General features: G+C 64.3%; 22 protein-coding genes. 12 read left to right on the top strand and 10 right to left on the bottom strand.

Annotation, left to right across the window (positions count from 1 at the left end):
• The first annotated feature begins 40 nt into the window (after positions 1-40).
• Entirely contained in the window at positions 41-1,783 is a 1,743-nt protein-coding gene (locus AC0L3J_RS18810; protein ID WP_035962951.1) for an ABC transporter substrate-binding protein, read from the top strand.
• Between the two features lie 186 nt (positions 1,784-1,969).
• Here AC0L3J_RS18810 and AC0L3J_RS18815 read toward each other — a convergent pair whose 3' ends face one another.
• The 3 genes from AC0L3J_RS18815 to AC0L3J_RS18825 form a co-directional block, all read right to left on the bottom strand.
• Complete coding sequence (locus AC0L3J_RS18815; protein WP_456765637.1) at positions 1,970-3,070, bottom strand: alkene reductase; 1,101 nt, start codon at positions 3,068-3,070, stop codon at positions 1,970-1,972.
• A 184-nt stretch (positions 3,071-3,254) separates the two neighbouring features.
• Entirely contained in the window at positions 3,255-3,758 is a 504-nt protein-coding gene (locus AC0L3J_RS18820) for a DUF1993 domain-containing protein (RefSeq protein WP_456765636.1), read from the bottom strand.
• Between the two features lie 107 nt (positions 3,759-3,865).
• On the bottom strand, positions 3,866-5,167 hold the full coding sequence (locus tag AC0L3J_RS18825; RefSeq protein WP_456765635.1) for a lytic murein transglycosylase: 1,302 nt from the start codon (positions 5,165-5,167) through the stop codon (positions 3,866-3,868).
• A gap of 299 nt (positions 5,168-5,466) precedes the next feature.
• Here AC0L3J_RS18825 and htpX point away from each other — a divergent pair, with 299 nt between their 5' ends.
• Both htpX and AC0L3J_RS18835 read left to right on the top strand, forming a co-directional pair.
• Positions 5,467-6,399: a zinc metalloprotease HtpX gene (gene htpX / locus AC0L3J_RS18830; protein WP_473348059.1), complete on the top strand. Its 933-nt coding sequence runs from the start codon at positions 5,467-5,469 to the stop codon at positions 6,397-6,399.
• 134 nt (positions 6,400-6,533) lie between these two features.
• Complete coding sequence (locus AC0L3J_RS18835) at positions 6,534-7,175, top strand: tetratricopeptide repeat protein (RefSeq protein WP_473348060.1); 642 nt, start codon at positions 6,534-6,536, stop codon at positions 7,173-7,175.
• 162 nt (positions 7,176-7,337) lie between these two features.
• Here AC0L3J_RS18835 and AC0L3J_RS18840 read toward each other — a convergent pair whose 3' ends face one another.
• Together AC0L3J_RS18840 and AC0L3J_RS18845 are read right to left on the bottom strand one after the other, a co-directional pair.
• Positions 7,338-7,691 (bottom strand): hypothetical protein, encoded by a 354-nt coding sequence (locus tag AC0L3J_RS18840; protein ID WP_473348061.1) that lies wholly within the window; start codon positions 7,689-7,691, stop codon positions 7,338-7,340.
• Positions 7,692-7,854: 163 nt separating this feature from the next.
• Complete coding sequence (locus AC0L3J_RS18845) at positions 7,855-8,661, bottom strand: hypothetical protein (RefSeq protein ID WP_473348062.1); 807 nt, start codon at positions 8,659-8,661, stop codon at positions 7,855-7,857.
• Between the two features lie 229 nt (positions 8,662-8,890).
• On the opposite strand from AC0L3J_RS18845, the gene AC0L3J_RS18850 reads away from it, so the two are divergent.
• Positions 8,891-9,184, top strand: a complete 294-nt coding sequence (locus AC0L3J_RS18850; RefSeq protein WP_007607017.1) for an antibiotic biosynthesis monooxygenase — start codon at positions 8,891-8,893, stop codon at positions 9,182-9,184.
• A gap of 111 nt (positions 9,185-9,295) precedes the next feature.
• Here the strand turns inward: AC0L3J_RS18850 and AC0L3J_RS18855 are convergent, their stop codons facing one another.
• Positions 9,296-10,741 carry a helix-turn-helix domain-containing protein gene (locus tag AC0L3J_RS18855; RefSeq protein WP_275171499.1) on the bottom strand — a complete coding sequence of 482 codons (1,446 nt, stop codon included), beginning with the start codon at positions 10,739-10,741 and terminating at the stop codon, positions 9,296-9,298.
• 230 nt (positions 10,742-10,971) lie between these two features.
• Between AC0L3J_RS18855 and AC0L3J_RS18860 the strand changes: the two genes are divergently transcribed.
• The 3 genes from AC0L3J_RS18860 to AC0L3J_RS18870 all read left to right on the top strand — a co-directional run bounded on the left by AC0L3J_RS18860 (position 10,972) and on the right by AC0L3J_RS18870 (position 13,594).
• Positions 10,972-12,603, top strand: a complete 1,632-nt coding sequence (locus AC0L3J_RS18860; protein ID WP_473348063.1) for an isocitrate lyase — start codon at positions 10,972-10,974, stop codon at positions 12,601-12,603.
• Positions 12,604-12,633: 30 nt separating this feature from the next.
• A complete protein-coding gene (locus AC0L3J_RS18865) occupies positions 12,634-12,840 on the top strand; it encodes a DUF4170 domain-containing protein (protein WP_007595122.1) in 207 nt (68 codons plus the stop codon).
• Positions 12,841-13,039: 199 nt separating this feature from the next.
• Positions 13,040-13,594 (top strand): hypothetical protein, encoded by a 555-nt coding sequence (locus AC0L3J_RS18870; protein ID WP_456765627.1) that lies wholly within the window; start codon positions 13,040-13,042, stop codon positions 13,592-13,594.
• 125 nt (positions 13,595-13,719) lie between these two features.
• Here the strand turns inward: AC0L3J_RS18870 and AC0L3J_RS18875 are convergent, their stop codons facing one another.
• Positions 13,720-14,601 carry a metallophosphoesterase family protein gene (locus tag AC0L3J_RS18875; RefSeq protein ID WP_456765626.1) on the bottom strand — a complete coding sequence of 294 codons (882 nt, stop codon included), beginning with the start codon at positions 14,599-14,601 and terminating at the stop codon, positions 13,720-13,722.
• An 80-nt stretch (positions 14,602-14,681) separates the two neighbouring features.
• Here AC0L3J_RS18875 and AC0L3J_RS18880 point away from each other — a divergent pair, with 80 nt between their 5' ends.
• From AC0L3J_RS18880 to AC0L3J_RS18900, 5 genes are all read left to right on the top strand, one after another.
• Positions 14,682-15,173: an NUDIX domain-containing protein gene (locus tag AC0L3J_RS18880; RefSeq protein WP_456765625.1), complete on the top strand. Its 492-nt coding sequence runs from the start codon at positions 14,682-14,684 to the stop codon at positions 15,171-15,173.
• Positions 15,174-15,235: 62 nt separating this feature from the next.
• Positions 15,236-16,183: a glycosyltransferase family 2 protein gene (locus tag AC0L3J_RS18885; protein ID WP_456765624.1), complete on the top strand. Its 948-nt coding sequence runs from the start codon at positions 15,236-15,238 to the stop codon at positions 16,181-16,183.
• 67 nt (positions 16,184-16,250) lie between these two features.
• Positions 16,251-16,766 carry a GNAT family N-acetyltransferase gene (locus tag AC0L3J_RS18890; protein WP_456765623.1) on the top strand — a complete coding sequence of 172 codons (516 nt, stop codon included), beginning with the start codon at positions 16,251-16,253 and terminating at the stop codon, positions 16,764-16,766.
• Between the two features lie 37 nt (positions 16,767-16,803).
• Entirely contained in the window at positions 16,804-17,505 is a 702-nt protein-coding gene (locus AC0L3J_RS18895) for a methyltransferase domain-containing protein (RefSeq protein ID WP_456765622.1), read from the top strand.
• Positions 17,506-17,536: 31 nt separating this feature from the next.
• Positions 17,537-18,691 (top strand): hypothetical protein, encoded by a 1,155-nt coding sequence (locus tag AC0L3J_RS18900; RefSeq protein WP_456765621.1) that lies wholly within the window; start codon positions 17,537-17,539, stop codon positions 18,689-18,691.
• 24 nt (positions 18,692-18,715) lie between these two features.
• Here AC0L3J_RS18900 and AC0L3J_RS18905 read toward each other — a convergent pair whose 3' ends face one another.
• The 3 genes from AC0L3J_RS18905 to AC0L3J_RS18915 all read right to left on the bottom strand — a co-directional run bounded on the left by AC0L3J_RS18905 (position 18,716) and on the right by AC0L3J_RS18915 (position 22,858).
• On the bottom strand, positions 18,716-21,073 hold the full coding sequence (locus tag AC0L3J_RS18905; protein ID WP_456765620.1) for a TonB-dependent receptor: 2,358 nt from the start codon (positions 21,071-21,073) through the stop codon (positions 18,716-18,718).
• Between the two features lie 142 nt (positions 21,074-21,215).
• Positions 21,216-21,620: a DUF2946 family protein gene (locus AC0L3J_RS18910; RefSeq protein ID WP_456765619.1), complete on the bottom strand. Its 405-nt coding sequence runs from the start codon at positions 21,618-21,620 to the stop codon at positions 21,216-21,218.
• A gap of 224 nt (positions 21,621-21,844) precedes the next feature.
• Positions 21,845-22,858: an alpha/beta fold hydrolase gene (locus AC0L3J_RS18915; protein ID WP_473348064.1), complete on the bottom strand. Its 1,014-nt coding sequence runs from the start codon at positions 22,856-22,858 to the stop codon at positions 21,845-21,847.
• Positions 22,859-22,999 lie beyond the last annotated feature (141 nt).

A 22,999-nucleotide genomic window follows, 5' to 3' on the forward strand; every position in this document is an offset into this window, starting at 1 on the left:
GAGAAGGGAACGTCCATTGACCAAGAATAGCTTTCTGATGATGTCCAGCGTCGCCGCCATCGTCGCGGTGTCGCTGGCCGTCTCGGCGCCGGTGCGCGCCGCCGACGACGCCGCGATCCAGAAGTGGATCGCGGAATTCCAGCCCTCGACGCTGTCGAAGGAAGACCAGAAGAAGGAGCTGGAGTGGTTCGCCAAGGCCGCCGAGCCCTTCAAGGGCATGGAGATCAACGTGGTCTCCGAAACCATCACGACCCACGAATACGAGTCGCAGACGCTGGCCAAGGCGTTCTCCGAGCTCACCGGCATCAAGCTCAAGCACGACATCATCCAGGAAGGTGACGTCGTCGAGAAGCTGCAGACCCAGATGCAGTCCGGCAAGAACGTGTACGACGGCTGGATCAACGATTCCGACCTGATCGGCACGCATTTCCGCTACGGCCAGACCATCGCGCTGTCGGACTACATGACCGGCGAGGGCAAGGATGTCACCGACCCCATGCTCGACGTCAACGACTTCATCGGCAAGTCGTTCGGCACGGCGCCGGACGGCAAGCTCTATCAGCTGCCCGACCAGCAGTTCGCGAACCTCTATTGGTTCCGCTACGACTGGTTCACCAACGCCGACTACAAGGCCAAGTTCAAGGCCAAGTATGGCTACGAGCTCGGCGTGCCCGTGAACTGGTCGGCCTATGAAGACATCGCCGAGTTCTTCACCAACGACATCAAGGAGATCAACGGCGTCAAGGTCTATGGCCATATGGACTATGGCAAGAAGGACCCGTCGCTCGGCTGGCGTTTCACCGACGCCTGGCTGTCGATGGCCGGTAACGGCGACAAGGGCATCCCGAACGGTCTGCCGGTCGACGAATGGGGCATCCGCATGGAAGGCTGCCGTCCGGTCGGCTCCTCGGTCGAGCGTGGTGGCGACACCAACGGTCCGGCCGCGGTCTACTCGATCACCAAGTACCTCGAGTGGATGAAGAAGTATGCTCCGCCGCAGGCTCAGGGCATGACCTTCTCCGAGTCGGGTCCGGTGCCGGCGCAGGGCAACATCGCCCAGCAGATGTTCTGGTACACCGCCTTCACCGCCGACATGGTGAAGCCGGGCATCGCCGTGATGAACGCGGACGGTACGCCGAAATGGCGTATGGCTCCGTCGCCGCACGGTTCGTACTGGAAGGAAGGCATGAAGCTCGGCTACCAGGACGCCGGCTCCGTGACGCTTCTGAAGTCGACCCCGGCGGATCGCCGCAAGGCAGCCTGGCTCTATCTCCAGTTCATCGTCTCCAAGACGGTGTCGCTGAAGAAGAGCCATGTCGGTCTCACGTTCATTCGTGAATCCGACATCTGGGACAAGTCGTTCACGGAGCGTGCGCCGAAGCTCGGCGGCCTGATCGAGTTCTACCGCTCGCCCGCGCGCGTGCAGTGGACCCCGACCGGCAACAACGTGCCCGACTATCCGAAGCTGGCGCAGCTGTGGTGGCAGAACATCGGCGATGCGTCGTCTGGTGCGAAGACGCCGCAAGCCGCGATGGACTCGCTCGCCGCTGCGCAGGACTCCGTGATGGAGCGTCTGGAGAAGTCCGGCGTGCAGGGCGCCTGCGGTCCGAAGCTGCACAAGAAGGAGACGGCCGAGTACTGGTTCGCCAAGGCCCAGAAGGACGGCACGATTGCTCCCCAGCGCAAGCTCGCCAACGAGAAGCCGAAGGGCGAGACGGTCGACTACGACACCCTGATCAAGTCGTGGCCGGCCCAGCCCCCGAAGCGCGCTTCGCTGCAGTAAGGCACGTCAACATAACGACGAAAGGCCGGGAGCAATCCCGGCCTTTTTTTCTTTTTATTGTCGTGGATTTTGCTTCCACCGTCATTGCGAGCGAAGCGAAGCAATCCAGAGTCTTTCCACGGACGTAGTCTAGATTGCTTCGTCGCTTCGCTCTCGCAATGACGGAGGATGGAGCGACGACGACGCTTACTCCGCCGGTTCAGCCGCCAGCGCCGGGTAATCCGTGTATCCCTTCGCGCCACCGCCGTAGAACGTGTTCTTGTCCCAATCGTTCAGCGTCGCGCCCGTCTTCAGCCGCTCGACGAGATCGGGGTTGGAGATGAACGGCTTGCCGAAGGCGATGAGATCGGCCGCGTTCGCGTCCAGCACCTTGCTGGCGAGATCGAAATCATAGCCGTTGTTGGCGATATAGGCGCCGGGGAAGCGCTTGCGCAGGCCCGCATAGTCGAACGGCGCGATGTCGCGCGGACCGCCGGTGGCGCCTTCGACGACGTGGAGATAGACGAGCTTCAGCGCGGCGAGACCGTCGACGATATGGTCGTAGAGGGATTGCGGGTTCGACTCCGAGATATCGTTGGCCGGTGTCACCGGGGAGATGCGGATGCCGGTACGCTCGGCGCCGGCCTCGGCGACGACGGCCCTGGAGACTTCCAGCATCAGCCGCGCGCGGTTCTCGATCGAGCCGCCATAGGCGTCGGTCCGCTTGTTGGTGCCGTCCTTGGCGAACTGCTCGAGCAGATAGCCGTTGGCGCCGTGGATCTCGACGCCGTCGAAGCCGGCCTCGAGCGCGTTCTTCGTGGCGCGCTTGAAATCGTCGATGATGCCTGGAATTTCGGAGAGCTCGAGCGCCCGGGGCTCGGAGACGTCGGCGAAGCCGCCGTTGACGAAGGTCTTGCCCTTGGCGCGGATTGCGCTCGGCGCCACCGGGGCTGCGCCATTGGCCTGAAGGTCGACGTGCGAGATGCGGCCGACATGCCAGAGCTGGATGAAGATCTTGCCGCCGCGCTGGTGCACCTGATCGGTGACCTTGCGCCAGCCGGCAACCTGCTCCTTGGAGTAGATGCCGGGGGTGTCCTGGTAGCCTTGGCCCTGCTGCGAGACCTGGCTCGCTTCGGTGATCAGAAGGCCTGCGGAAGCGCGCTGGGCGTAATAGTCGGCGGCGAGGGCGCCGGGTACGAAGGTGCCGGGAATGGCCCGGTTGCGCGTCAGCGGCGCCATCACGAAACGGTTCGCAAGCGTGATCGGGCCGAGCTTGTAGGTCTCAAACAATTTGGTCGAACGGCTCATGAGAATGCTTCCAGGCGATGAGAGGTCTGGAACATTTGTGCATCGCGGCAATCAACACAAGGGAAGGAGCCATACAGAAACTGCAGGCGAGATGCGCAGCGGAGGCGCGCAGCATAAATCATATGCAATTTCAGCCGCGGCAGCAGATTCGATCTCCCGCCGCGGCCGTCTGAATCATCGCGTTTTAGTTCGCGCCGAGGAAATCGCGCTTGCCGACCTCGACGCCAGCGTGGCGCAGAAGGCCGTGGGCGGTCGCGGCGTGGAAATAGAAGTTCGGCAGCGAGTACGCACTCAGGAATTGCTGGCCCCTCATGGTGAGGGACTTGTCGGGACCGGCCGGGAAGGTGACGTCCCTGGTGTCGGCGCCCTCGAACTGATCGGGCTTGAACGATTTCACATAGTCGATGGTCTTCGCCAGGCGCTGCTTCAACTCCGCAAAGCTGGTCTCGGTGTCCGGTGTGGACGGCACGTCGCTATGGGTCAGCCGGGCGCAACCTTTGGCTGCGAAATCGGTGACCAGCTGGATCTGCTTCGACAGCGGCAGCATGTCCGGAAACAGGCGGGAGCCCAGCAGGACGCTCGGGTCGACCTTCTTGGCCGCACAATGCGCCTCGGCTTTCGTGAGCAGGCCGGTGAGGCTGTTCAGCATTTGCAAATAGGCGGGAACGACGGCGTCGTGGAAGGACATGTGATGCTCGCTCTGTGGTGGGAAATCTCAGGAGAAACCTGAGCCACTCACATGGGAACCTCATGGAAAAATACAATCGCAGCAGCGGCTTGTGCAGTGCGAAAATTCTATCGGATCGTCGCCGCCGGCTGTGCCTGCGCCGTGCCACCGCGCATCCGGGCCAAAAGCTCGGCGGTGGGCCAGGAATCGGCCGGCAGACCGTATTTGATCTGCATCGCCTTCACGGCGGCGCGGCTCTGCTGGCCCAGCACGCCGTCGACCTTGCCGACGTTGAAACCGGCCTGGACCAGAAGCTGCTGCAATTGCTTGAGCTCGTTGAACGGCAGTTGCGCGACCGGTGTGGATGGCTTTCGCATCGGGGCCGCGCCCGCAATGCGGGTGGCGAGATAACCTGCGGTGGTCGAATAGATCAGCGAGTTATTCCACTCGGTATAGGCCGCGAAATTCGGGTACGCCATGAAGGCCGGCCCGTTCCGACCCATCGGCAGCAGCACCGACGCGGCAAGATTGTCGTTCGGCAGCGGCCTCCCGTCGGGATAGGTCACCCCCAGCTGCGCCCATTTCGAGCGCGGCAGCTGCACCGTGAGGTCGGTCTGATCCCACGGCAGGTTTTGCGGCACCTTGATCTCCTCCAGCCACGGCTCACCGCGCCGCCACTTCGATCCGTTGGCGATGTAGTTCGCGGTCGAGCCGATCACGTCGTCCTCGCTGCGGAGGAGATCGCGACGTCCGTCGCCGTCGTAGTCGACGGCATAGTTGACGTAATGCACGGGCAGGAACTGGGTCTGTCCGAGCTCGCCGGCCCACGAGCCGACCATCTCGTCGGGATGCAAATCGCCGCGGTCGATGATCTTCAGCGCGGCGATGGTCTCGTTCACGAACATCTCCGAGCGGCGGCAATCATAGGCCAGCGACACCAGCGACTTCAGCGTCGGCAAATTGCCCATGTTGACGCCGAAGTCGCTCTCCAGTCCCCAGAACGCGGCGATCACCGCCGGCGGCACGCCGTATTCTTTCTCCGCGCGCGCGAACGCGGCCGCATGCTGCTTGATGTGCTGCTGGCCGTTCTGCATGCGGTAGGGCGCGGCCATGCGGCCGGCAAATTCGGTGAAGAGCTGGCCGAACACGCGCTGGCCGCGGTCGCGATTGACGATGCCCTGGTCGTAGACGAGGTAAGGCGAGGCCGCCGCGATCGTCCGCTGCGACACGCCGGCGGCAACGGCCTGCTGCTTCACGTCGGCCAGGAAGCGATCGAAGTTCGCGCCATTGTGGCACGACGCCGCGCGCGGCGAGGGCGCGGTGGCCTTGGGAGCCGCGGGCTTTGCGGGCGGCGGCGCGAACTGGGCAGAGGCGGTTGCAGACAGCGCGACAAGAGTGACGGCCGCGATCGCAAATCGGGTCTGGAGCATGAGGTTTCCGGGGGGAGGGCGCGTGGGGAATCTTGCCAAAGCTTAAGGGAATTGAGCGCCTCAAACCATCCCTTCGTCATGGCCGGGCTTGTCCCGGCCATCCACGCCTTTCGGCCTTGCGTGGAGGGAGACCGTGGATGCCCGGGACAAGCCCGGGCATGACGGAAAAGCAATGTTGGTCAAGTGCCGCGGCTCCGCGACGCACCTTGAAACCTTGCGGGCGGGCCGGGGTCATCCCTACCTCATGCTTGCCGGCCCGCAATCCCTCCAGCGGCCACGGCCGGCCTCGGGAGACGGCCATGAACTATCTTCGTACCGCAATGCTGCTCGCAGGCCTCACCGCTCTGTTCATGGGTGTTGGCTATCTGATCGGCGGTGCCGGCGGCGCCATGATTGCGCTCGTCATTGCCGCGGCGACCAATCTCTTCACCTACTGGAACTCCGACCGGATGGTGCTGTCGATGTATGGCGCCCATGAGGTCGACCGCAGCAGCGCGCCGGAGCTGGTCGGGATCGTGGCCGAGCTTGCGGGCCGCGCCCGCTTGCCGATGCCGCGCGTGTTCCTGATGGACGAGCCGCAGCCCAACGCCTTTGCCACCGGGCGCAATCCGGAGAATGCCGCGGTCGCGGTCACCACCGGGTTGATGCGCCAGCTCAGCCGCGAGGAGCTCGCCGGCGTGATCGCGCACGAGCTTGCCCATATCAAACACCACGACACGCTGCTGATGACCGTGACCGCGACCATTGCGGGTGCGATCTCGATGCTGGCGCAGTTCGGCATGTTCTTCGGAGGCAACCGCGACAACAATGGTCCGGGCATCGTCGGTTCGATCCTGATGATGATCCTCGCCCCGATCGGCGCCATGCTGGTGCAGATGGCGATCAGTCGCACGCGCGAATACGCCGCGGACAATCTCGGCGCACGCATCGCAGGTCAGCCGATGTGGCTGGCCTCGGCGCTGGTGAAGATCGAAGGCGCGGCGCATCAGGTCCCGAATGTCGAGGCGGAACGAAATCCCGCCACCGCGCACATGTTCATCATCAATCCGCTGTCGGGCCACGGCGTGGACAATCTGTTCGCCACTCATCCCTCGACGCAGAATCGCATCGCGGCGCTTCAGCAGCTCGCAGCCGAGCTTGGCGCGCAGGCGTCGCCGTCGGTCGGCGCCAATGAGAACTATCCGCCGCGGAGCCCATGGGGTCGCTCGTCCTCGCGCGGGCCCTGGGGCTGACGCGGACGCGGCCCTAATTTGTGCGCTTTGTGACCTGTCGCACACAGGACAGTCCCGGCCGGTGTTAATACCCTGCCGTGACAGTTCCTGCGAAAGGGGATGCGTGGCCGGCCCTCTGCCCGCCACCGTCGAAGATGACCAAAGCTGCAGTACCATTGTTGATCGCCCTGGGCGTGCTGATTGGCCTGTCCACGCACACCGTCGTCAATTGCGGCGACGAGGACGAGCCCGACATCTGTTCGGCGGTGATCGGCTTCTCGCCGCTGCGTGGCTCGCTGATCGCTTTCGCCTATGAGGGGCGTGGACGGATCGCGCTGCGCCACGGCGACTGGCGGCGGGCGATCGCGGATTTCGACGAGGCCATCCACCTCAATCCCAACCGCGCCTCGCTCTATCGCGATCGGGCGTTGGCGCGCCGGCAGAATGGCGATCTCGAACTTGCGATCGAGGATTACGACGAGGCGATCGCGCATGATCCCAGGCACGCCGCGCCCTATCACCAGCGCGGTCTCGCGCTCGCCGCCGCCGGCGATCTCGATCGCGCGATCCTGAGCTACAACACCGCGGTCCGCCTCGACCCCTCGGATGCGCAGCCTCGGCTCGACCGCGGCCTCGCCTTCCTCGCCCGCGGCCAACCGAATGAGGCGCGCGCCGATTTCGAGGCCGCGCTGGCGCTGCCCGCCGGCAAGGACGCCCGTACCCGCGATGCAGCGCGCGCAAAACTCGCCGAACTCGCGAGCGCCGAGCCAACCCGGCTCGCCGCGCCCGGAAGGTGAGGGAGGTTCTCTCCCTCTCCCCGTTCTTACGGGGAGAGGGTTGGGGTGAGGGGCCCTATCCACACGGTCGACTGGCGCGAGACCTGCACCCCCTCACCCGGATCGCAAGAGCGATCCGACCTCTCCCCGCAAGCGGGGCGAGGTGAAGCGCGCCAGCCGCACCTACTTCGCTTTCTTGGTTTTCTTCTTCGGCTTGGCCGCCTTCTTCACCGGCTTTTCCTTGGCGGCCTTCTTCTCCACCTTCACCGCGACCGGTGTGCTGGCGGCGATCCGCATCGACCGCGCGTAGCTGTCGGCGACGTTGTCGGCGGACATCTGCAGGCGCTTGGCGGCGGCAATGGCCTGCTCCATGGTAGCCTTGGCCATCATCTTGAAGCGGTCGCCGGTCTCCTTGCCCTTGGCCTTGGCCGCAAGGCCGTTAAATCGATCCCGCCGCTCCTTGGCGCGGGTCATCAGGCCCGTATGCAGCTGTCTGGCCAGTTGCCGGATCACGACATCCAGGTCGGCGTCCGCCATGTTGTTCTATCCTCTTCGAAAACAGTATCGATGCGGGCGGACTATGCAGATCGGGCCCCGCCTTGGCAATTCCCGGCCACGCGTCATCCGCAGCTTCCGGTGACCAAAACAAAAAAGCCGCGCTGCGCGCGCGGCTCTCTGCCTTGGTTTTGCGCTTTCTGTCTTACTTCAGGGAGGCGACCGGGCCGCTCGACGCTGCCGCATCGGGGTCGAAGCCGAACACGCCGACCAGATATTTGTAATAGTCCGGCAGCTTCTCCTTGAGCGCCTCGCGCGACTTCGGGTCGTGGAATTCGCTCTTCCCGGCCAGGAAGATGCTGGCGGTCACCGCGAAGAATTCCATGTGATTCTTCAGCGCGTAGGATTCCTTGGGCAAGAGATCCTTGGACTTGGCGTAGGCGTAATAGCCGATCACGCCCTTGTTGGCGTAGCCGTCCGGCAACAGCCGCGCGTGGTAGGCGTGCAGCAACTCGTGCAGCAGCACGGCTTCCTTTTCGTAACGCATCATGTCCGGCCGCAGCATGATCACGCCGAGGCCCGAATCGACCGCGAGGTCGACGGCATTGGGATTGGTCCAGCGCTGGGTGGCATGGTCCCAAACAGTGAGCGTCCGCGGCACGTGGCGCTCGACGTTCGGAGCGACCCGGCCGTAGCAGGCGGTCGCGGCGCCTTCGTCGAGGCAAGCCAGCTCGCTGGCGATGATCGGGACGGTGCGGAAGAAGCGTAGCACGCGCGGCGAGAGGCCGGCAGCCTCGACCACGTCGATCTGGCTCTTCACATTGTCGGTGAGCTTGTCGACATCCTTGCGGTCGGAATTCTCCGACAGGTCGAACATGTAGCCGCGGTAGCTCTGGAAGCCCGGCGGTAACGCCTGCGCTGCGCCGGCGGACGCATCCAGCGGTCCGGCATGGGACGGATTGGCAAAGAGCGCGCCGACAATGGTCGCGGTCAGCAGCAACGCAATGCGCATGATGAACCCCCTGATGTCACTTCACGCGGCAGGATAGGCCGCCGTTGTTTGCGAAAAGTGAGTGGGGCGAGACTAAGGCAGCGATGTTGAGGCGTGCTTAATCGATCGTTGCGGATCGCGGAACTGAATTAGCGCCGGGTTAACCAAGCGTGGATTGCCCGTGCGCTTCGGCGTAGCATGCGGTCCGGGCGCCAAGCCCTCGAACCAGATAGCCGGAAGGGAGGATGCCATGTATGCCGCCATCCGTCAGGCCAAGGCAAAAAGCGGGAGCGCCGAAGAGCTGGCGCGCCGTATCAAGGAAGGCGCCGTTCCGATCATCAGCGACGTCGACGGCTTCCGTGCCTATTACGTCGTCTATGCCGGCGACGACACGGTCACGGCGATTTCGATCTTCGATAAGTTCGAGCAGGCGGAGGAGGCGAACAGGCGTGCGATCGCCTGGATCGAGAAGGATCTGGGCGCGCTGCTTGCAGGCGACGCCCGCGCCGCCGCCGGGCCGGTGATCGTGCATACGCTGGCGTAAGTCCTTTGTCATTGCGAGGAGCGAAGCGACGAAGCAATCCAGGCTGTCACTGCGGAGACGGTCTGGATTGCTTCGCTTCGCTCGCAATGACGAGAACGCAGATGCGCCCCTTCACAACTCCCTCGCATTCGAGAATGCAAAGCTCGACACCCGCCGCGTCGTCTCGTCCAGGATCAGCGTGCGCGTGATCGGCGGCTCGGCGCGCTGGGCGCAGTTTTCGCGCTCGCAGAGACGGCAGTTGACGCCGATCGGCGTGCCCTCCGTTTTCTCCAGATCGATGCCGGCAGCGTAGACGAGGCGCGCGGCGTGACGGATCTCGCAGCCGAGGCCGATGGCGAAGCGCGGCTGCGGCAGCGGGTGCGGCGCGACGGGGCGGCGCACCATCTGCGCGATCGAGAAATAGCGCGTGCCGTCGGAGAGCTCGATCACCTGCTTCAGCAGGCGATCAGGCGTGTCGAAGGTCGAGTGCACGTTCCACAACGGACAAGTGCCGCCGAATTTCGAGAACGGGAACGTGCCCGATGAAAATCGCTTCGAGACGTTGCCGGCATTGTCGACACGAAGCAGGAAGAACGGGATGCCGCGCGCGTTCGGCCGCTGCAGGGTGGTGAGCCGGTGGCAGACCTGCTCGAAGCCGGAATTGAAGCGCTGCGCCAGCAGATGGATGTCGTAGTTCAACGCTTCCGCCGCGGCCAGGAAAGCCGGGTAGGGCATCATCACGGCGGCTGCAAAATAGTTGCCGAGCGTGATGCGGAACAGGCGGCGCGGTGTGTCGTCCAGCGGGCCGGCGCGGCCGATGATGGTCTCCAGATGCTGCGCGCATTCAACCAGGCCGAGCTGGAATGCGAGCTGGAACGCGCGGCCGGGCGGGTCGACCAGCTCGGAAATCAGGAGCTGGCGCCGGTGGCGATCGAAGCGCCGGAGCGTCTCGCGCATCACGTCCACCGGCATGATGCGGGTCTGGATCGAATGCTTTTCACGCAGCCGTGCCGCGAGCGCCGCATAAAGCTCTTCGGCCGGCACGTTCAGCTCGTCGCGCAAAGTCTCCGCGGCCTGCTCGAGTTCCGGAAAGTAGTTGCGGTTGGCCTCGATGAGCTCGCGGACGCGCTCGACCGGATTGGCCTCATAGCGGGTGCCGACGTCGCGGTCGGCCATTTGTGCCGCGGCCAGCGTCTCGCCCTGGCGGGCCTCCGTATAGGCGGCATAGAGCCGTTGCAGCGCATGGGTGACGCCGGGGCAGAGCTCGGCCAAATCGCGCAACTCCTGCTTGGGAACGTCGATCTGACGGAACAGCGGGTCGGAGAAGATCTCGTTGAGTTCGGCGAAGAAGCGGTCCTCGTCGGCGGTCGCGAGGTCGCGCAGGTCGAGGTCGTAGGTTTCGGCGAGCCGCAGCAGGATCTGCGCGGTCACCGGACGCTGGTTACGCTCGATCAGGTTGACATAGCTCGGCGAGATTCCGAGCCCCTCGGCGATCTGGGTCTGCGACAGCCCCAATTGCTGCCGGATCCGCCGGAAGCGCGGGCCGACGAAGAGCTTCTTACTGGAACCGGCGGGCATTCTCAGGTCTCCGGAGAAGGCATCAAGGGCAGGATTGCTGACCTATTCTATTTACAAGATTTACAAAGTGACATCTATTACAAGTACCGATGTTACATGACATCACCATTCAAATACAAGCCTACTGTACGAGCTGAGCTTTCTCGCGTTTAGCTTCTGACACGCATCTCGCAATGCATTGTCAAGAATGTCGATGGCTGGTGGCCATCGTCGGTGAAAGGATCAGGCACATGAATTACCAGCCCCGCGGCATCAGCACCCTCCAGGCCCCCGCCTCGTATCAGAATGAGGTCGAGGCGGCTCGGTCGCTCCTGGAGACCCAGCCGACCTGGAACGGGGTGTCGGCCGAGGCCGTCGCCCGCATGCGCCTGCAGAATCGCTTCAAGACCGGCCTCGACGTCGCCCGCTACACCGCGGCGCTGATGCGAGCCGACATGGCCGCCTATGACGGCGATCCCACCAAGTACACGCAGTCGCTGGGCTGCTGGCACGGCTTCATCGCCCAGCAGAAGCTGATCTCGGTCAAGAAGCACTTCGGCAAGACCGATCGCACCTATTTGTACCTGTCCGGCTGGATGATCGCGGCGCTGCGCTCCGAGTTCGGCCCGCTGCCGGACCAGTCGATGCACGAGAAGACCTCGGTGCCGGCGCTGATCGAAGAGCTCTACACCTTCCTGCGTCAGGCCGACTCGCGCGAGCTGAACGATATCTTCCGCAACCTCGATAAGGCCCGCAAGGAAGGCGACAAGACCCGAGAGAAGGAGTTGATCGAGAAGATCGACAACTTCCAGACCCATGTCGTGCCTGTTATCGCCGACATCGACGCCGGCTTCGGCAATGCGGAGGCGACCTATCTGCTCGCCAAGAAGATGATCGAGGCGGGTGCCTGCGCGCTCCAGATCGAGAACCAGGTCTCGGACGAGAAGCAGTGCGGCCACCAGGACGGGAAGGTCACCGTGCCGCACGAGGTGTTCCTGGCCAAGATCCGGGCCTGCCGCCACGCCTTCCTTGAACTCGGCGTCGAAGACGGCATCATCGTGACCCGCACCGACTCGCTCGGTGCCGGCCTGACCCAGCAGATCGCAGTCAGCCACAAGCCCGGCGACCTCGGTGACCTCTACAACAGCTTCCTGGATTGCGAGGAAGTGACCGCGGAGAACGCCCGCAACGGCGACGTCATCATCAACCGCAATGGCAAGATGATGCGTCCGAAGCGGCTGCCCTCCAATCTGTATCAGTTCCGCCCGGGCACCGGCGAAGACCGCTGCGTGCTGGACTGCATCACCTCGCTGCAGAACGGCGCCGACCTGCTCTGGATCGAAACCGAGAAGCCGCATATCGAGCAGATCGCCAAGATGGTCGACCGGATCCGCAAGGTGGTTCCGAACGCGAAGCTGGCCTACAACAACTCGCCCTCGTTCAACTGGACCCTCAACTTCCGTTGGCAGGTCTACGACGCGATGAAGGAAGCGGGTAAGGACGTCAGCAAGTACAATCGCGCCGAGCTGATGAAGGTGGAATACGACGATACGCCGCTGGCGAAGGAAGCCGACGAGCGCATCCGTACCTTCCAGGCGGATTCGGCCAAGCGTGCCGGCATCTTCCACCACCTGATCACGTTGCCGACCTACCACACGGCGGCGCTCTCGACCGACAATCTGGCGAAGGAATATTTCGGCGACCAGGGCATGCTCGGCTACGTCAAGAACGTCCAGCGCGCCGAGATCCGTCAGGGTATCGCCTGCGCCAAGCATCAGAACATGGCCGGCTCCGACATCGGCGACGACCACAAGGAATACTTCGCCCGCGAGGCTGCCCTGAAGGCGGGCGGCGCCCACAACACGATGAACCAGTTCGGCTAACGCATCACGCTAATCGACAGGAGACTGACAATGACCAACAGCAATTTCTGGGTGATCGGCGGCGAGTTCGGTTCGATGAACTTCCACAAGCTGGTGGAAGGCTCGGCCCAGGTGCAGGGTCCGTTCAAGACCCGCAAGGAGGCCGAGGACGCCTGGCGCTCGGTCTCGGAAGAGAACCGTCACAAGGCGGGCGTCCGCTTCTCGATCGTGGAAGAGCCGTCGCGGGTCTCGGCCTGACAATCTGAACTAACATGACAATCTGAATAAGAAGACGTCCAAGGACGGAGGGTCCCATCCGGCGCAAGCCGGGTGGGATCGTCTGTTTTTGGCACAGGTGAACGACCTGTGGGCACCGTAAGTAACTGGAATTGTAGGGCCTTTGCGGACACTTTGGTTGCTGATAGGTTAATCCGGCCAAGTGAGGACGAGGCCGCCAATGTCAGAGCCCGAGACCAGCGGGATCCATCCCAGCCAGCCGCGCCCGGTGCGGCTGCGCGATGCGCTGTTGCAGGCGCGAATCGAGGCCGCCGACCGGACCGGCGTCGTCGTCGATTTGCGCGATGCCGAGGTGGCGCGGCTCGAGATCCTCAACGATTCGCTCGATCCCCTGTTCGCGCAGGTGCCTGACAAGATCGACCTGTTCGACCGCGGCATCAGCCAGGGCGATACGCCCAGGCTCTGGATCGACGTCGTCGCGCACATCTTGATGGGGCGCGACAAGCGGATGTACCGCTTCGTGCAGGACACCCGCTTCGGCCGCATCGTGCTCGCCGAATCGCACGACACGTCTGTTATCGTCGAGGCCGTGACCGATTACGTCGCGCGCCGCATGATCGAGCGAGAGCATGCGATGGTGGTCCCGCCCGAGCCGAAGCCCGAGGCCGCGCCGCCGCGGCGCCGCTCGCGCCTCTGGCCGTTCGTGTTCGGATTTGTGCTCGGCGCCGCCGCGCTGTTCGGCGTTGCCGTGCTCGCGGCCCTGCGGAGCTGGTGAGGCGTCTCTCGTAGCCCGGATGCAGCGAAGCGCAATCCGGGAAACTTATCGCTACAGATGCACCGCCCCGGATTACGCTGCGCTCCATCCGGGCTACGGATCATTCCGCAATGACGGCGACGACCTCAGATCAATCTGACAAGCTTGATCTGCCCGATCTGAAATCCAGCCCCCAGGCTCCGCACCGTCTGCTCGCAACGCCAGCCGGTGTTGTCCTTCTCGATCGTGAACAGATTGTAGGCCGCAGCCGGGGTGCGTCCGTGCGCGAGCGCGGAGGCCGAGGGCACGCCGATTGCGGGAATGTTGCCGTTGGGTCCCTCGAACCACATCGTCGAATGAATGTGGTCGTGCCCGTGCAGTATCAGCTCGACGCCGTGGCGTTTCAAAAGCGTCAGCAGCCCGGCGGAGTCAGTCATCCGCTTGTGGCGCGCGCCGGACTTCAGTGGATGGTGCACCAACAGCACGCGAAAGACGTCCTCGGCTGCGAGCCGCTCGAGCACCTCTTCGAGCGACGCGAGTTGATCGCCTCCGAGCGTGCCTGTCGCCATCAACGGCAAGGTGGGCACCGCAGTGGACAGGCTGATCAGCGCGAGCGGCCCGCGCCGGCGCAGGCTCGGAAAGCCGATACGGCCGTCGTCGCCCGCAAGATAGGGCGCGAAGGTTTCGCCGAAGCGATGAGAGGTGGCGCGGACATAGGCGTCGTGATTGCCGGGAATGGTGGTGACGCGGTCGGGCGGACCGACGCCGTCGAGCCAGGCGCGCGCCGGCGCGAACTCCGCCTCCAGCGCCAGATTGACGAGATCGCCGGTGACCGCGATGTGGTCGGGACCTTGCGCCTTCACGTCGGCGACGAGTGCGTCGAGCACCTCGCGGCGCTGATACTTGTGACGGTTGCGCGTCCAGTTGACATAGCCGAGCGCGCGCTTGCCGGCGAGCTCGATCAACCGCGGCTTCGGCAGCGGCGGCAGATGCGGGTCGGACAGATGGGCGAGCGTGAAGGGGGCCATGGGGGGCGATTGCCTCGCTATTCGCCCGCTGTAATGGCAAGGTCGCAGGCCAGGTGCAAGCGGGGCATCGAGGGAGCCCGATGGGAGAACGTCTGAACAGCGTCCGACGGAGATTCGAGCCGCTGCTGCGGCGAATCTTCCACGCCTATTTCCTGCTGGTCCGCGGCATGACGCTCGGCGTCCGCGCCGTGGTGCTGGATGCCGACACCCGGGTGTTCCTGGTCAGGCACAGCTACGTCACCGGCTGGTATCTGCCGGGAGGCGGCGTCGATCTCGGCGAGACCATGGAGCAGGCGCTGCGGCGCGAGCTCAAGGAGGAGGGCGATATCGATCTGACCGGCGAGGCCGTGCTGCACGGCATCTTTCTCAACAGCCACGTCTCCCGCCGCGACCACGTCGCGGTCTACGTCGTCAGGCAGTTCAAGCAGGATCGTCTGCCCGCGCCCAACCGCGAGATCGCCGAGTGCGGATTCTTCGCGGTCACCGCGCTGCCCGAGGGGACCACGCCGGGCACGCGGCTGCGGATCGCGGAAGTCCTGCACGACAGGCCGCGGATTGCGACGTGGCGATGATGGCTGCCTGTGCTAGTAAATCGCCGGACCTGCGGTGTCGGCGCATGGACGAGGGATGAAGGTTGTCTGAATCGACGAGGTCATGGCCGTTTCGGGTCGCCGTGCTGGTGCCCTGCTACAATGAGGAAGCCGCCGTCGCGACGGTCGTCGCCGATTTCCGCAAGGCACTGCCTGCGGCCGAGGTCTACGTCTACGACAACAATTCGACCGACCGCACCGCGGCGGTCGCGCGCGAGGCCGGAGCGATCGTGCGCAGCGAACGGCGCCAGGGCAAAGGCCACGTCGTGCGCCGCATGTTCGCCGACATCGAGGCCGACATCTACGTGCTCGTCGATGGCGACGCGACCTACGACGCGCTGAGCGCCTCGCGCATGATCGACCAGCTCCTCGATGAGCATCTGGATATGGTTGTCGGTCTGCGCGTCGATCAATCGCAAGCGGCCTACCGGCGCGGTCATCGCATCGGCAACCGGCTGTTCACCGGTTTCCTGGCATCGACCTTCGGCCACGCCTTCAAGGACATCCTGTCCGGGTACCGCGTGTTCTCGCGCCGCTTCGTCAAATCCTTCCCGGTCCTGTCCGGCGGTTTCGAGATCGAGACCGAGTTTGCGGTCTATGCGCTGGAATTGTCGCTGCCGGTCGCCGAGGTCGAGACGCCCTATTACGCGCGCCCGGAAGGCTCCTTCTCCAAGCTCAACACCTGGCAGGACGGCTTGCGCATCTTCAACACGATGTTGAAGCTCAACCGGTCGGAGCGGCCGCTGCGCTTCTTTTCGGCGATCGGCATCGTCCTCGCGCTGCTGTCGATCGCTTTCGGATTGCCCGTGGTGATCACCTTCCTCGAGACCGGCCTCGTCCCGCGCCTGCCGACCGCCGTGCTCTCCATGGGGCTGATGATCATGGCGCTGCTTTCGGCTTCGTCGGGGCTCGTGCTCGACACCGTGACGCGCGGCCGGCGGGAAATGAAGATGCTCGCCTACCTGTCCCAGCCGCCGCTCGGGAGGCCCTGAAATTGCCCCCGGGGCCGGGCGCAATCCCATGGACCGCTGCCCTCCAAGGTGATATTCCGCCGACGCGATGAACGATCTCTCCCTCACCATCCGGTCGGAAGCCGCCGGCGATGCTCAGGCAATCGAGCGGCTGCACGAACGTACCTTCGGACCCGGCCGTTTCGTGCTCAGCGCGTACCGCATCCGCGAGCACGTGGATCATGTGCTCGATCTCTCCTTCACCGCCCACGTCGGTACGTTGCTGATCGGATCCGTCCGGCAATTGCCGATCTGCGTCGGCGACACGCCGGCACTGCTGCTCGGGCCCCTGACGGTCGAGCCTCCGTTCCGCAGCCGCGGCGTCGGCCGGCTGCTGCTCGAGCGCGCGCTGAAGGATGCCAAGGCGCAGGGCCACGCCATCGTGCTGCTGGTCGGCGACGAGCCCTATTACAGCCGCGTCGGCTTCAAGCAGGTCGCCAAGGGACGCGTCACCATGCCGGGCCCGGTCGATTACAGCCGGCTCCTCGTCATCGAGCTGGTCGAGGGCGCGTTCGAAGGCGTATCGGGTCCGGTCAGCCCCGACTGGAGCATGACGCGAACCTGACGCGCCATCGCTTCGAAGCTCACATGAAGGTAGGGCAGTGCCGGTCGATCAGCAATATTACCGGGAAGTGGCGTCCGGGAGCACGGCGGAAAAGCTGCTGATCGCGGCGCGCGACCGCATCTTCCAGGATTTCATCGCCCAGATGCAGCCGTCCGCGGCGGACGAGATCCTGGATGTCGGCGTGTCCGACGTGATCAACGATGGCGCCAACGTGCTGGAGCGAAGCTACCCGCATCAGCACAAGATCACGGCCTGCGGCCTCGGCGAAGGATTAGGGTTCAAGGCGGCTTTTCCACTTTGCCGTTACGTGCAGATCGAACCGAATAAACGGCTACCGTTCGACGACAATGCGTTCGATGTCGCGACATCCAATGCCGTGCTCGAACATGCCGGAAGCCATGAAAATCAGGTGCTGCTGGTCGCGGAGCTTTGCCGCGTCGCGCGGCGGGTGTTCATCACGGTCCCCAACAGGTTCTTTCCGGTCGAGCACCACACGGCCATCCCGCTGGCGCATTATCTCGACGGCACCTTCAGGATCGTCTGCAGGATCGCCGGCAAGTCGGAATGGACCGACGAGCAAAACCTGATTCTGATGACGCGAAAACGGCTGCTGGAGCTCGCCGCGCTGGTTGCCAAATCTGCGAGTGCCAAGTCCTCCACCCCTAAGTCCGCGGCTGTGGGCTACACCGGTTTGTCGCTCGGCCCGCTATCGTCCAATCTCTATCTCGCATTCCGCTAAAGCAGCCGCCTCCCGCCGCAGCATGATCCCGATGAACAAAATCCACACCAGCAAAGTCGTCTTCGCCGTGTTGTTTCTCGCGGTGCTGGTCGGCCATTTCTGGACCATGATGCGATGGAGCGAGGCGCGCGGCGTCTATGACGACATCTGCTACCTCAGGCAGGCGCATCTGTTCCAGAGGTTCGGGTTGGTGGAGGGATTCGACACCAACCTCGCCCGCGAGGACGATGGCTATCAGAGAGCAAAGCTGAAAGAGATCGGCTACCCCGACTGGAACGATACGACCGCTGCGCCCTGTCACAATCTGATGCCGGCCACCGGGAAGGTCGTCATTCAATACCCGCCGGGTGTCGGCCTCGTATTGGCGTTGTTCCCGCCGGGTCACCAGGTCGTGCCCATGTACATGCTGGCGACCATTGTCGTCCTCGGCCTTGCGCTGTTTGCGCTGTCTCTCGCGCGCAGCATGAGGTCGGTCCTGATGGCCGGGGCGTTCGGCTGTCTTGCGATCTACCTGATGGTCAATCCGGTCAAGGCGAGCTATTCGATGGCCCCGACCGTCGTCGTGTGTGCCCTCGCAGGATGTCTCACGGCGCGATGGCTGGCGGGCCCGCGATCTCAACCTAATATCTGGCTGCTGGCGCCCATCGGTTTCTTGCTCGGGTTAACCGTCGATTTTCGATTGGCCAACCTCTTCCTGGCGTCCGGCTATGGCGTGTTTCTCCTCGTCGCCTTCCTGGCGGATCGGAAATTGTCCCGGTTCTTGCAGGGGGCCTTGTTCGGCGTCGCGTTGCTGGCCGGCGTGATCCCGACCATCATCTCTTACGCCGTCAACGCCGGCAGTCCTTTTGCGTCGACCTACGGCAACAACCCCGATGTCAGGCCGCTGGATTTCTCGTTTGCGGTCGTCCGGGATTACCTCGCCGACCCGCTCCAGACGTTGCTGATCGTCACCGGAATTGCAGGCTCGATCTGGCTGTTGCGGCAGGCGAACGGCATTCGCCGCGTCGCGCTGCTCACGATCGCCAATCTGGCGCTCAACCTCGCCTTCTTCTTCACCTATCCGATCGCGACGCCATACTACACGATCCCCATTTCTCTCCTGACATTGTGGACCCTGCTTTTCGCCGTGCTGTTTCAGGAGGCGACAGAGGACGCCCCTGAAACAGCCGCTTTAGCCAAAGCGTGATGAAGTCGGCTAGCTATCGCGCTTTCAGAACTTGAAGTTCGCGAACGCCCGCACGCCGATGCCGGGCATCAGCACCTCGTCCTTGGTGTAGGACACCGAGTTGCGGATGTTCTCGTTCAACAGATTGTTGCCGACGAGACCGAGCAGCATCTCGCGCGCGCCGAATGCATTCGGGTTGAGCTTGGTCTTGTAGCTGACCTCGGCCTTCAGCAAATTGTAGCCCGGCGTCGGCGTCTCCGCGATCACCGCGACGTTGTTCTGCGCGAAGGCGTGCAACAGATTGACGCGCATCAGCCAGTTGTCGTCGCGCCAGAACACGCCGCCGCCCAGTCTCACCGGCGGAATGCGCGGCACGTTGGTGCCGTCGGTGAAGGTGGCGCGGACCACGTCGAACTGATTCTCGATGCCCCAGATGCCGCCCTGGAATGCACCGACGTCGAGTTGCGACTGGAATTCGCCGCCGCGGAAGTTCCCGTCGCGCTGCGAATAGACCGCCTGGTTCACCTCGGCGCCGGGTGTGCCGCACGAGGCAAAGTCGTCGTCGCACATCACGCCGGTGAGACGGCGATAGATGAAGTTGTTGAAGTGCGTGTAGTAGACGGTCGCTTCGAACCGGAACGGCCCCGTCGCCTTGCGCAGGCCGGCCTCCACGGACTTCGCGGTCTCGATGCCGAGATTGGGGTTGCCGATGTCGAAGGTCGCGGTCGCATCATGCGCGCCGCGCGAGAACAGCTCGGCCGCCTTCGGCGCGCGCTCGACATATTGCGCGGTGATGCTGCCGACCATGCCGCCCGGCAGGTCCTGCAACAGGCCGATGCTGCCGCTCTTCGGCGTGAAGGACGGATTGCGGCCGATACCCGCCTGCGGCGTGCCGTCGGGCAGGAAGTCCGCGGGAAAATCCGGCGTCGTGCCGTGCAGCTCGACATGCTCGATCCGGCCGGCGATCTGCGCCCGCGTCGCGTCCGTGAACTTGAACTCGTTGAAGGCGTAACCGGCAACGCGCGTGCTGTTGTTCGGGTCCCACAGGCCGTTGAACAGCGTGCCCGGATTGTCCGGGCTCGGCGCGCTCAATTCCTGATGACCGGCCTGGAAGCCCAGCGCCGTCGTCACCTCGGCGAAGCGCGCGTTGAACGGCATCAGCTGCACCTCGGTGCGGATCTCCTGCTCCTTGTTGGTGAAAGTCTGCCGCACGCCGTCGGTGTTGGGATCGGCGGGGTCGGCCAGCCCGATCTCGTTGTGCCGATAGTCGGTCGCACCGGCCCAGAAGCGAACGACATCGATCGCCGTAGCGTCGGGATGGTACTCGCCCTTGACGTTGATCTTGGTCTGATGGCCGTCGATGCGCGTGTTGTGGTCGGCGCCGTCGATCCCGGGGATGTGGTAGAGCGCGTCGTTCTGGGTGATCGCCGCACCGATATAGCCGCCCTGGAAGAAGTAGGAGCCGCCGATCGAGGCGCCGTCCGAGCGCGTCGCCGAGTTGGGCTGGCGTCCGTTGGCGACGGACCGGGTCTGGTCGGTGAGATACGGGTAGCTCGGAATGCTGTAGTCGGTGGTGTTGCGCCCGTAGACGTCGGCATGGAAGGCAAAATTGCCGCCGCCAGTGTCGAGCAGCACGCCGCTCTCGACGCCGCGGTCGACCGAGCTGAACGCGCTGCGCGTCTCGGCGGTGACGCAAGGCGACGTCGCGGCGCTCGCGAGCGGCGCCTTGGTGGACATGCCGTAGGTCTGGAACGACGGAGCGCAGTTCGGCAGCGCATCCGGAATCCGGTTGTTGGTGGCGCTGACGACGCCGCCGATCGAGGTCGAGCCATAGCGCAGCGCAGCCGGTCCGCGCACCACCTCGACCTGGTTGGTCGCGAGCGGATCGATCGGGACGAAGTGGTCCTCGCCGAGATCGGAGGCGCCGCCGGCATTGGTGCCGTTCTCGACGATGCCGACGCGGTTGACGTCGAGTCCCCGGATGATCGGCCGGCTGGAGGCGCCGGGCGCGAAGCTCGAGCCGGTGATGCCGGGTTTCGAGAACAGGAGATCGCCGAGCTGTCCGCCGCCCTCGCGGCGGATCTCCTCGTTCGGCACCACCGTGACGGTCGCGAACTGGTTGGTCACGATGGGCAGCACGCCCTGCTGAGGTGCGGCCGGCGTGGAGGTTGCCGGCGTGGCGTCCGCCGTGCGTTCGTGGCTGCGTGCCCGCGCGGTTCGCGTGGGGCGGCCCGGGTTGCGGGTCGGCACCACCGCCCTGCGCACGATCGGGCTAGGGGCCGTCACGGTGACGGCGGGGATCTCGGTCGATGATTTATCCTCGGCCAGCGCCGAGGTGGCCGCGCCGAGCAGGAGCAGGCTTGCTCCGCCAAGGCGCTTCGCGCGCCGCAATTTGAATGACATGGTCCTGATTCCAGTCAGGCGCCGTCCGCATGATGGTCTGCTGATCGGAGGCGGCCTGCCGTCGCTGGGCGACGGAATTCGACTTCAACTTCTCCCGGGCATGCGCCTGAAAGCGGCGAGTCCGGGCGTGATCAAGCTGGAGTCAGGACGCGGGAGGGGCGCGCGGCTGGAACGCCGTGCCGGCCGATTTCAAATGGACGAATTCGGCGTCGGTGGTGCGGAAGAGCAGGTCGATCGCCTGCGGCAGCAACAACACAGGCGGCGCCGCGAACATGACGGTGCCAGCCATCGCGACCAATGCGCAGATCGCGCAATTGTCCTCGCCCGGGTGCTCCCGGTCGGGAGCCAACGGCGATTGCCTTTCGACCGCAGCGCGGTCGATCGCAGCGAGACCTTGGTTGCTGTCGGTCTGCTGCAGCGAGGGCTGGGCGAGGGGAGCGGCCTGGGCAAACCAATGGCTGTGGCCGAACGTCAGCGCGAACTGCACCAGCATCGCGAAGATCGCGAGCCGGGCGCCGTGCCTGATATTCGACCGGAACCACTTCATCTGGAAACGTCACCCCACATCGCGAGGTATTATCCCCTGATCCCGCGATGTTATAATGTAACATCGCCTGATCGGTCAGTGGATGTCAACCGCTGTCGAGCCGACCCGAGCGGGCCGGCTCCTCGCCGTGTCGTGCGGGCAACTGAAAGATCTAGGCTGAGGACCTATCGAATGACTACGGGGACGGCGATTGATTGACTCTGTGCCGGCGCGAGGAGGCGGCATCAGAGCTTTTTGCTCTGGAGCCAGGTGCGGATGGCCTCGATGTGTTCTGCCTTGCGCTCCAGCGGCAGCCAGTGCCCAGCGGGCATGCTTGTCACGGTCAGGTCCGGGCAGGCGGCGCGCATCGGGTCACCTTGGCGATTTCCGGTGATGCTGCAGATCTGATCAAAGTCGCCGTTGACGAACAGCACCGGCTGCGACAGGCGGCCACCATTGGGTGCTTTGCGCGCATAGACGATGTTGGCGTCGTCGTTCAGGTACCAAGCGCAGCACGGGCGGAATCCATGAGCCTTGAACGACTGCACCAGCACGTCGAAGTCCGCCGGCGGCCAGAGAGCGGGATCGGGCTCAGTCGGCGGAGCGCGGTGCGCGGCGCCAAAGCGCCCTCCATTGCGCGTGACCATCGCATTCGGCGAAACCTTGCCGATGCCGGCGGGGTCGCCTGGCCGAAAGATCGACGCCAACGATGCGGCCAAGTCTGCATCGAGGTCGGCGACTGCCGCCTCGAAGTGCGTGGTGTAGTAACGGTAGTAATCCCATTGGCCGTCGGGATATTGGTCAACCGGATAGATCGTCCGGTCGACCAGCGGGACGACTGTGCGCAGGGCGTGCCCGTCGGGTTGATATGCCAGCGAGGTCAGCACGACTCCGCGGCTGCGCTTTGGCTGATGCGCGACCAACTCACCGACCACAACACAGCCCCAGTCGTGGCCAACCCAGATCGCAGGCTTGCCGCCCAGGTGATCATGGAGTTCGGCCATGTCCGTCACGATTTCCTCGATGGTATAGGCGTCGTTGGCTGCGGGCGTCGAAGAGCCGCCGTAGCCGCGCAGATCGGGAGCGACGCAGTGCCAACCGTCGGCGGCAAACGCGTCCATCTGAGCGCGCCACATCAAACTGATGCTCGGCCAGCCATGGACGAAGATCATCAACGGTCCGTCGGTCGGCCCGCACTCGATATAGCGCGTTGTCTGACGAGGCGAGCTGAACGTGCGCTGGTGAAGTGGATCTGTCATGGTCGAGTAACTCCGCTTCTCATCGAACGCTCGCACTGTTTGAGTGCTGCGAAGGCTGCGTTCAGAACTGCTCTTGTCCGCTGCGGGCGATGCCTGGACAGGGACACGCCTGCCCAGGGTCGAGGAAGAACCGCCTCCAGA

This window comes from Bradyrhizobium sp. Kon37 (genome assembly GCF_055807535.1).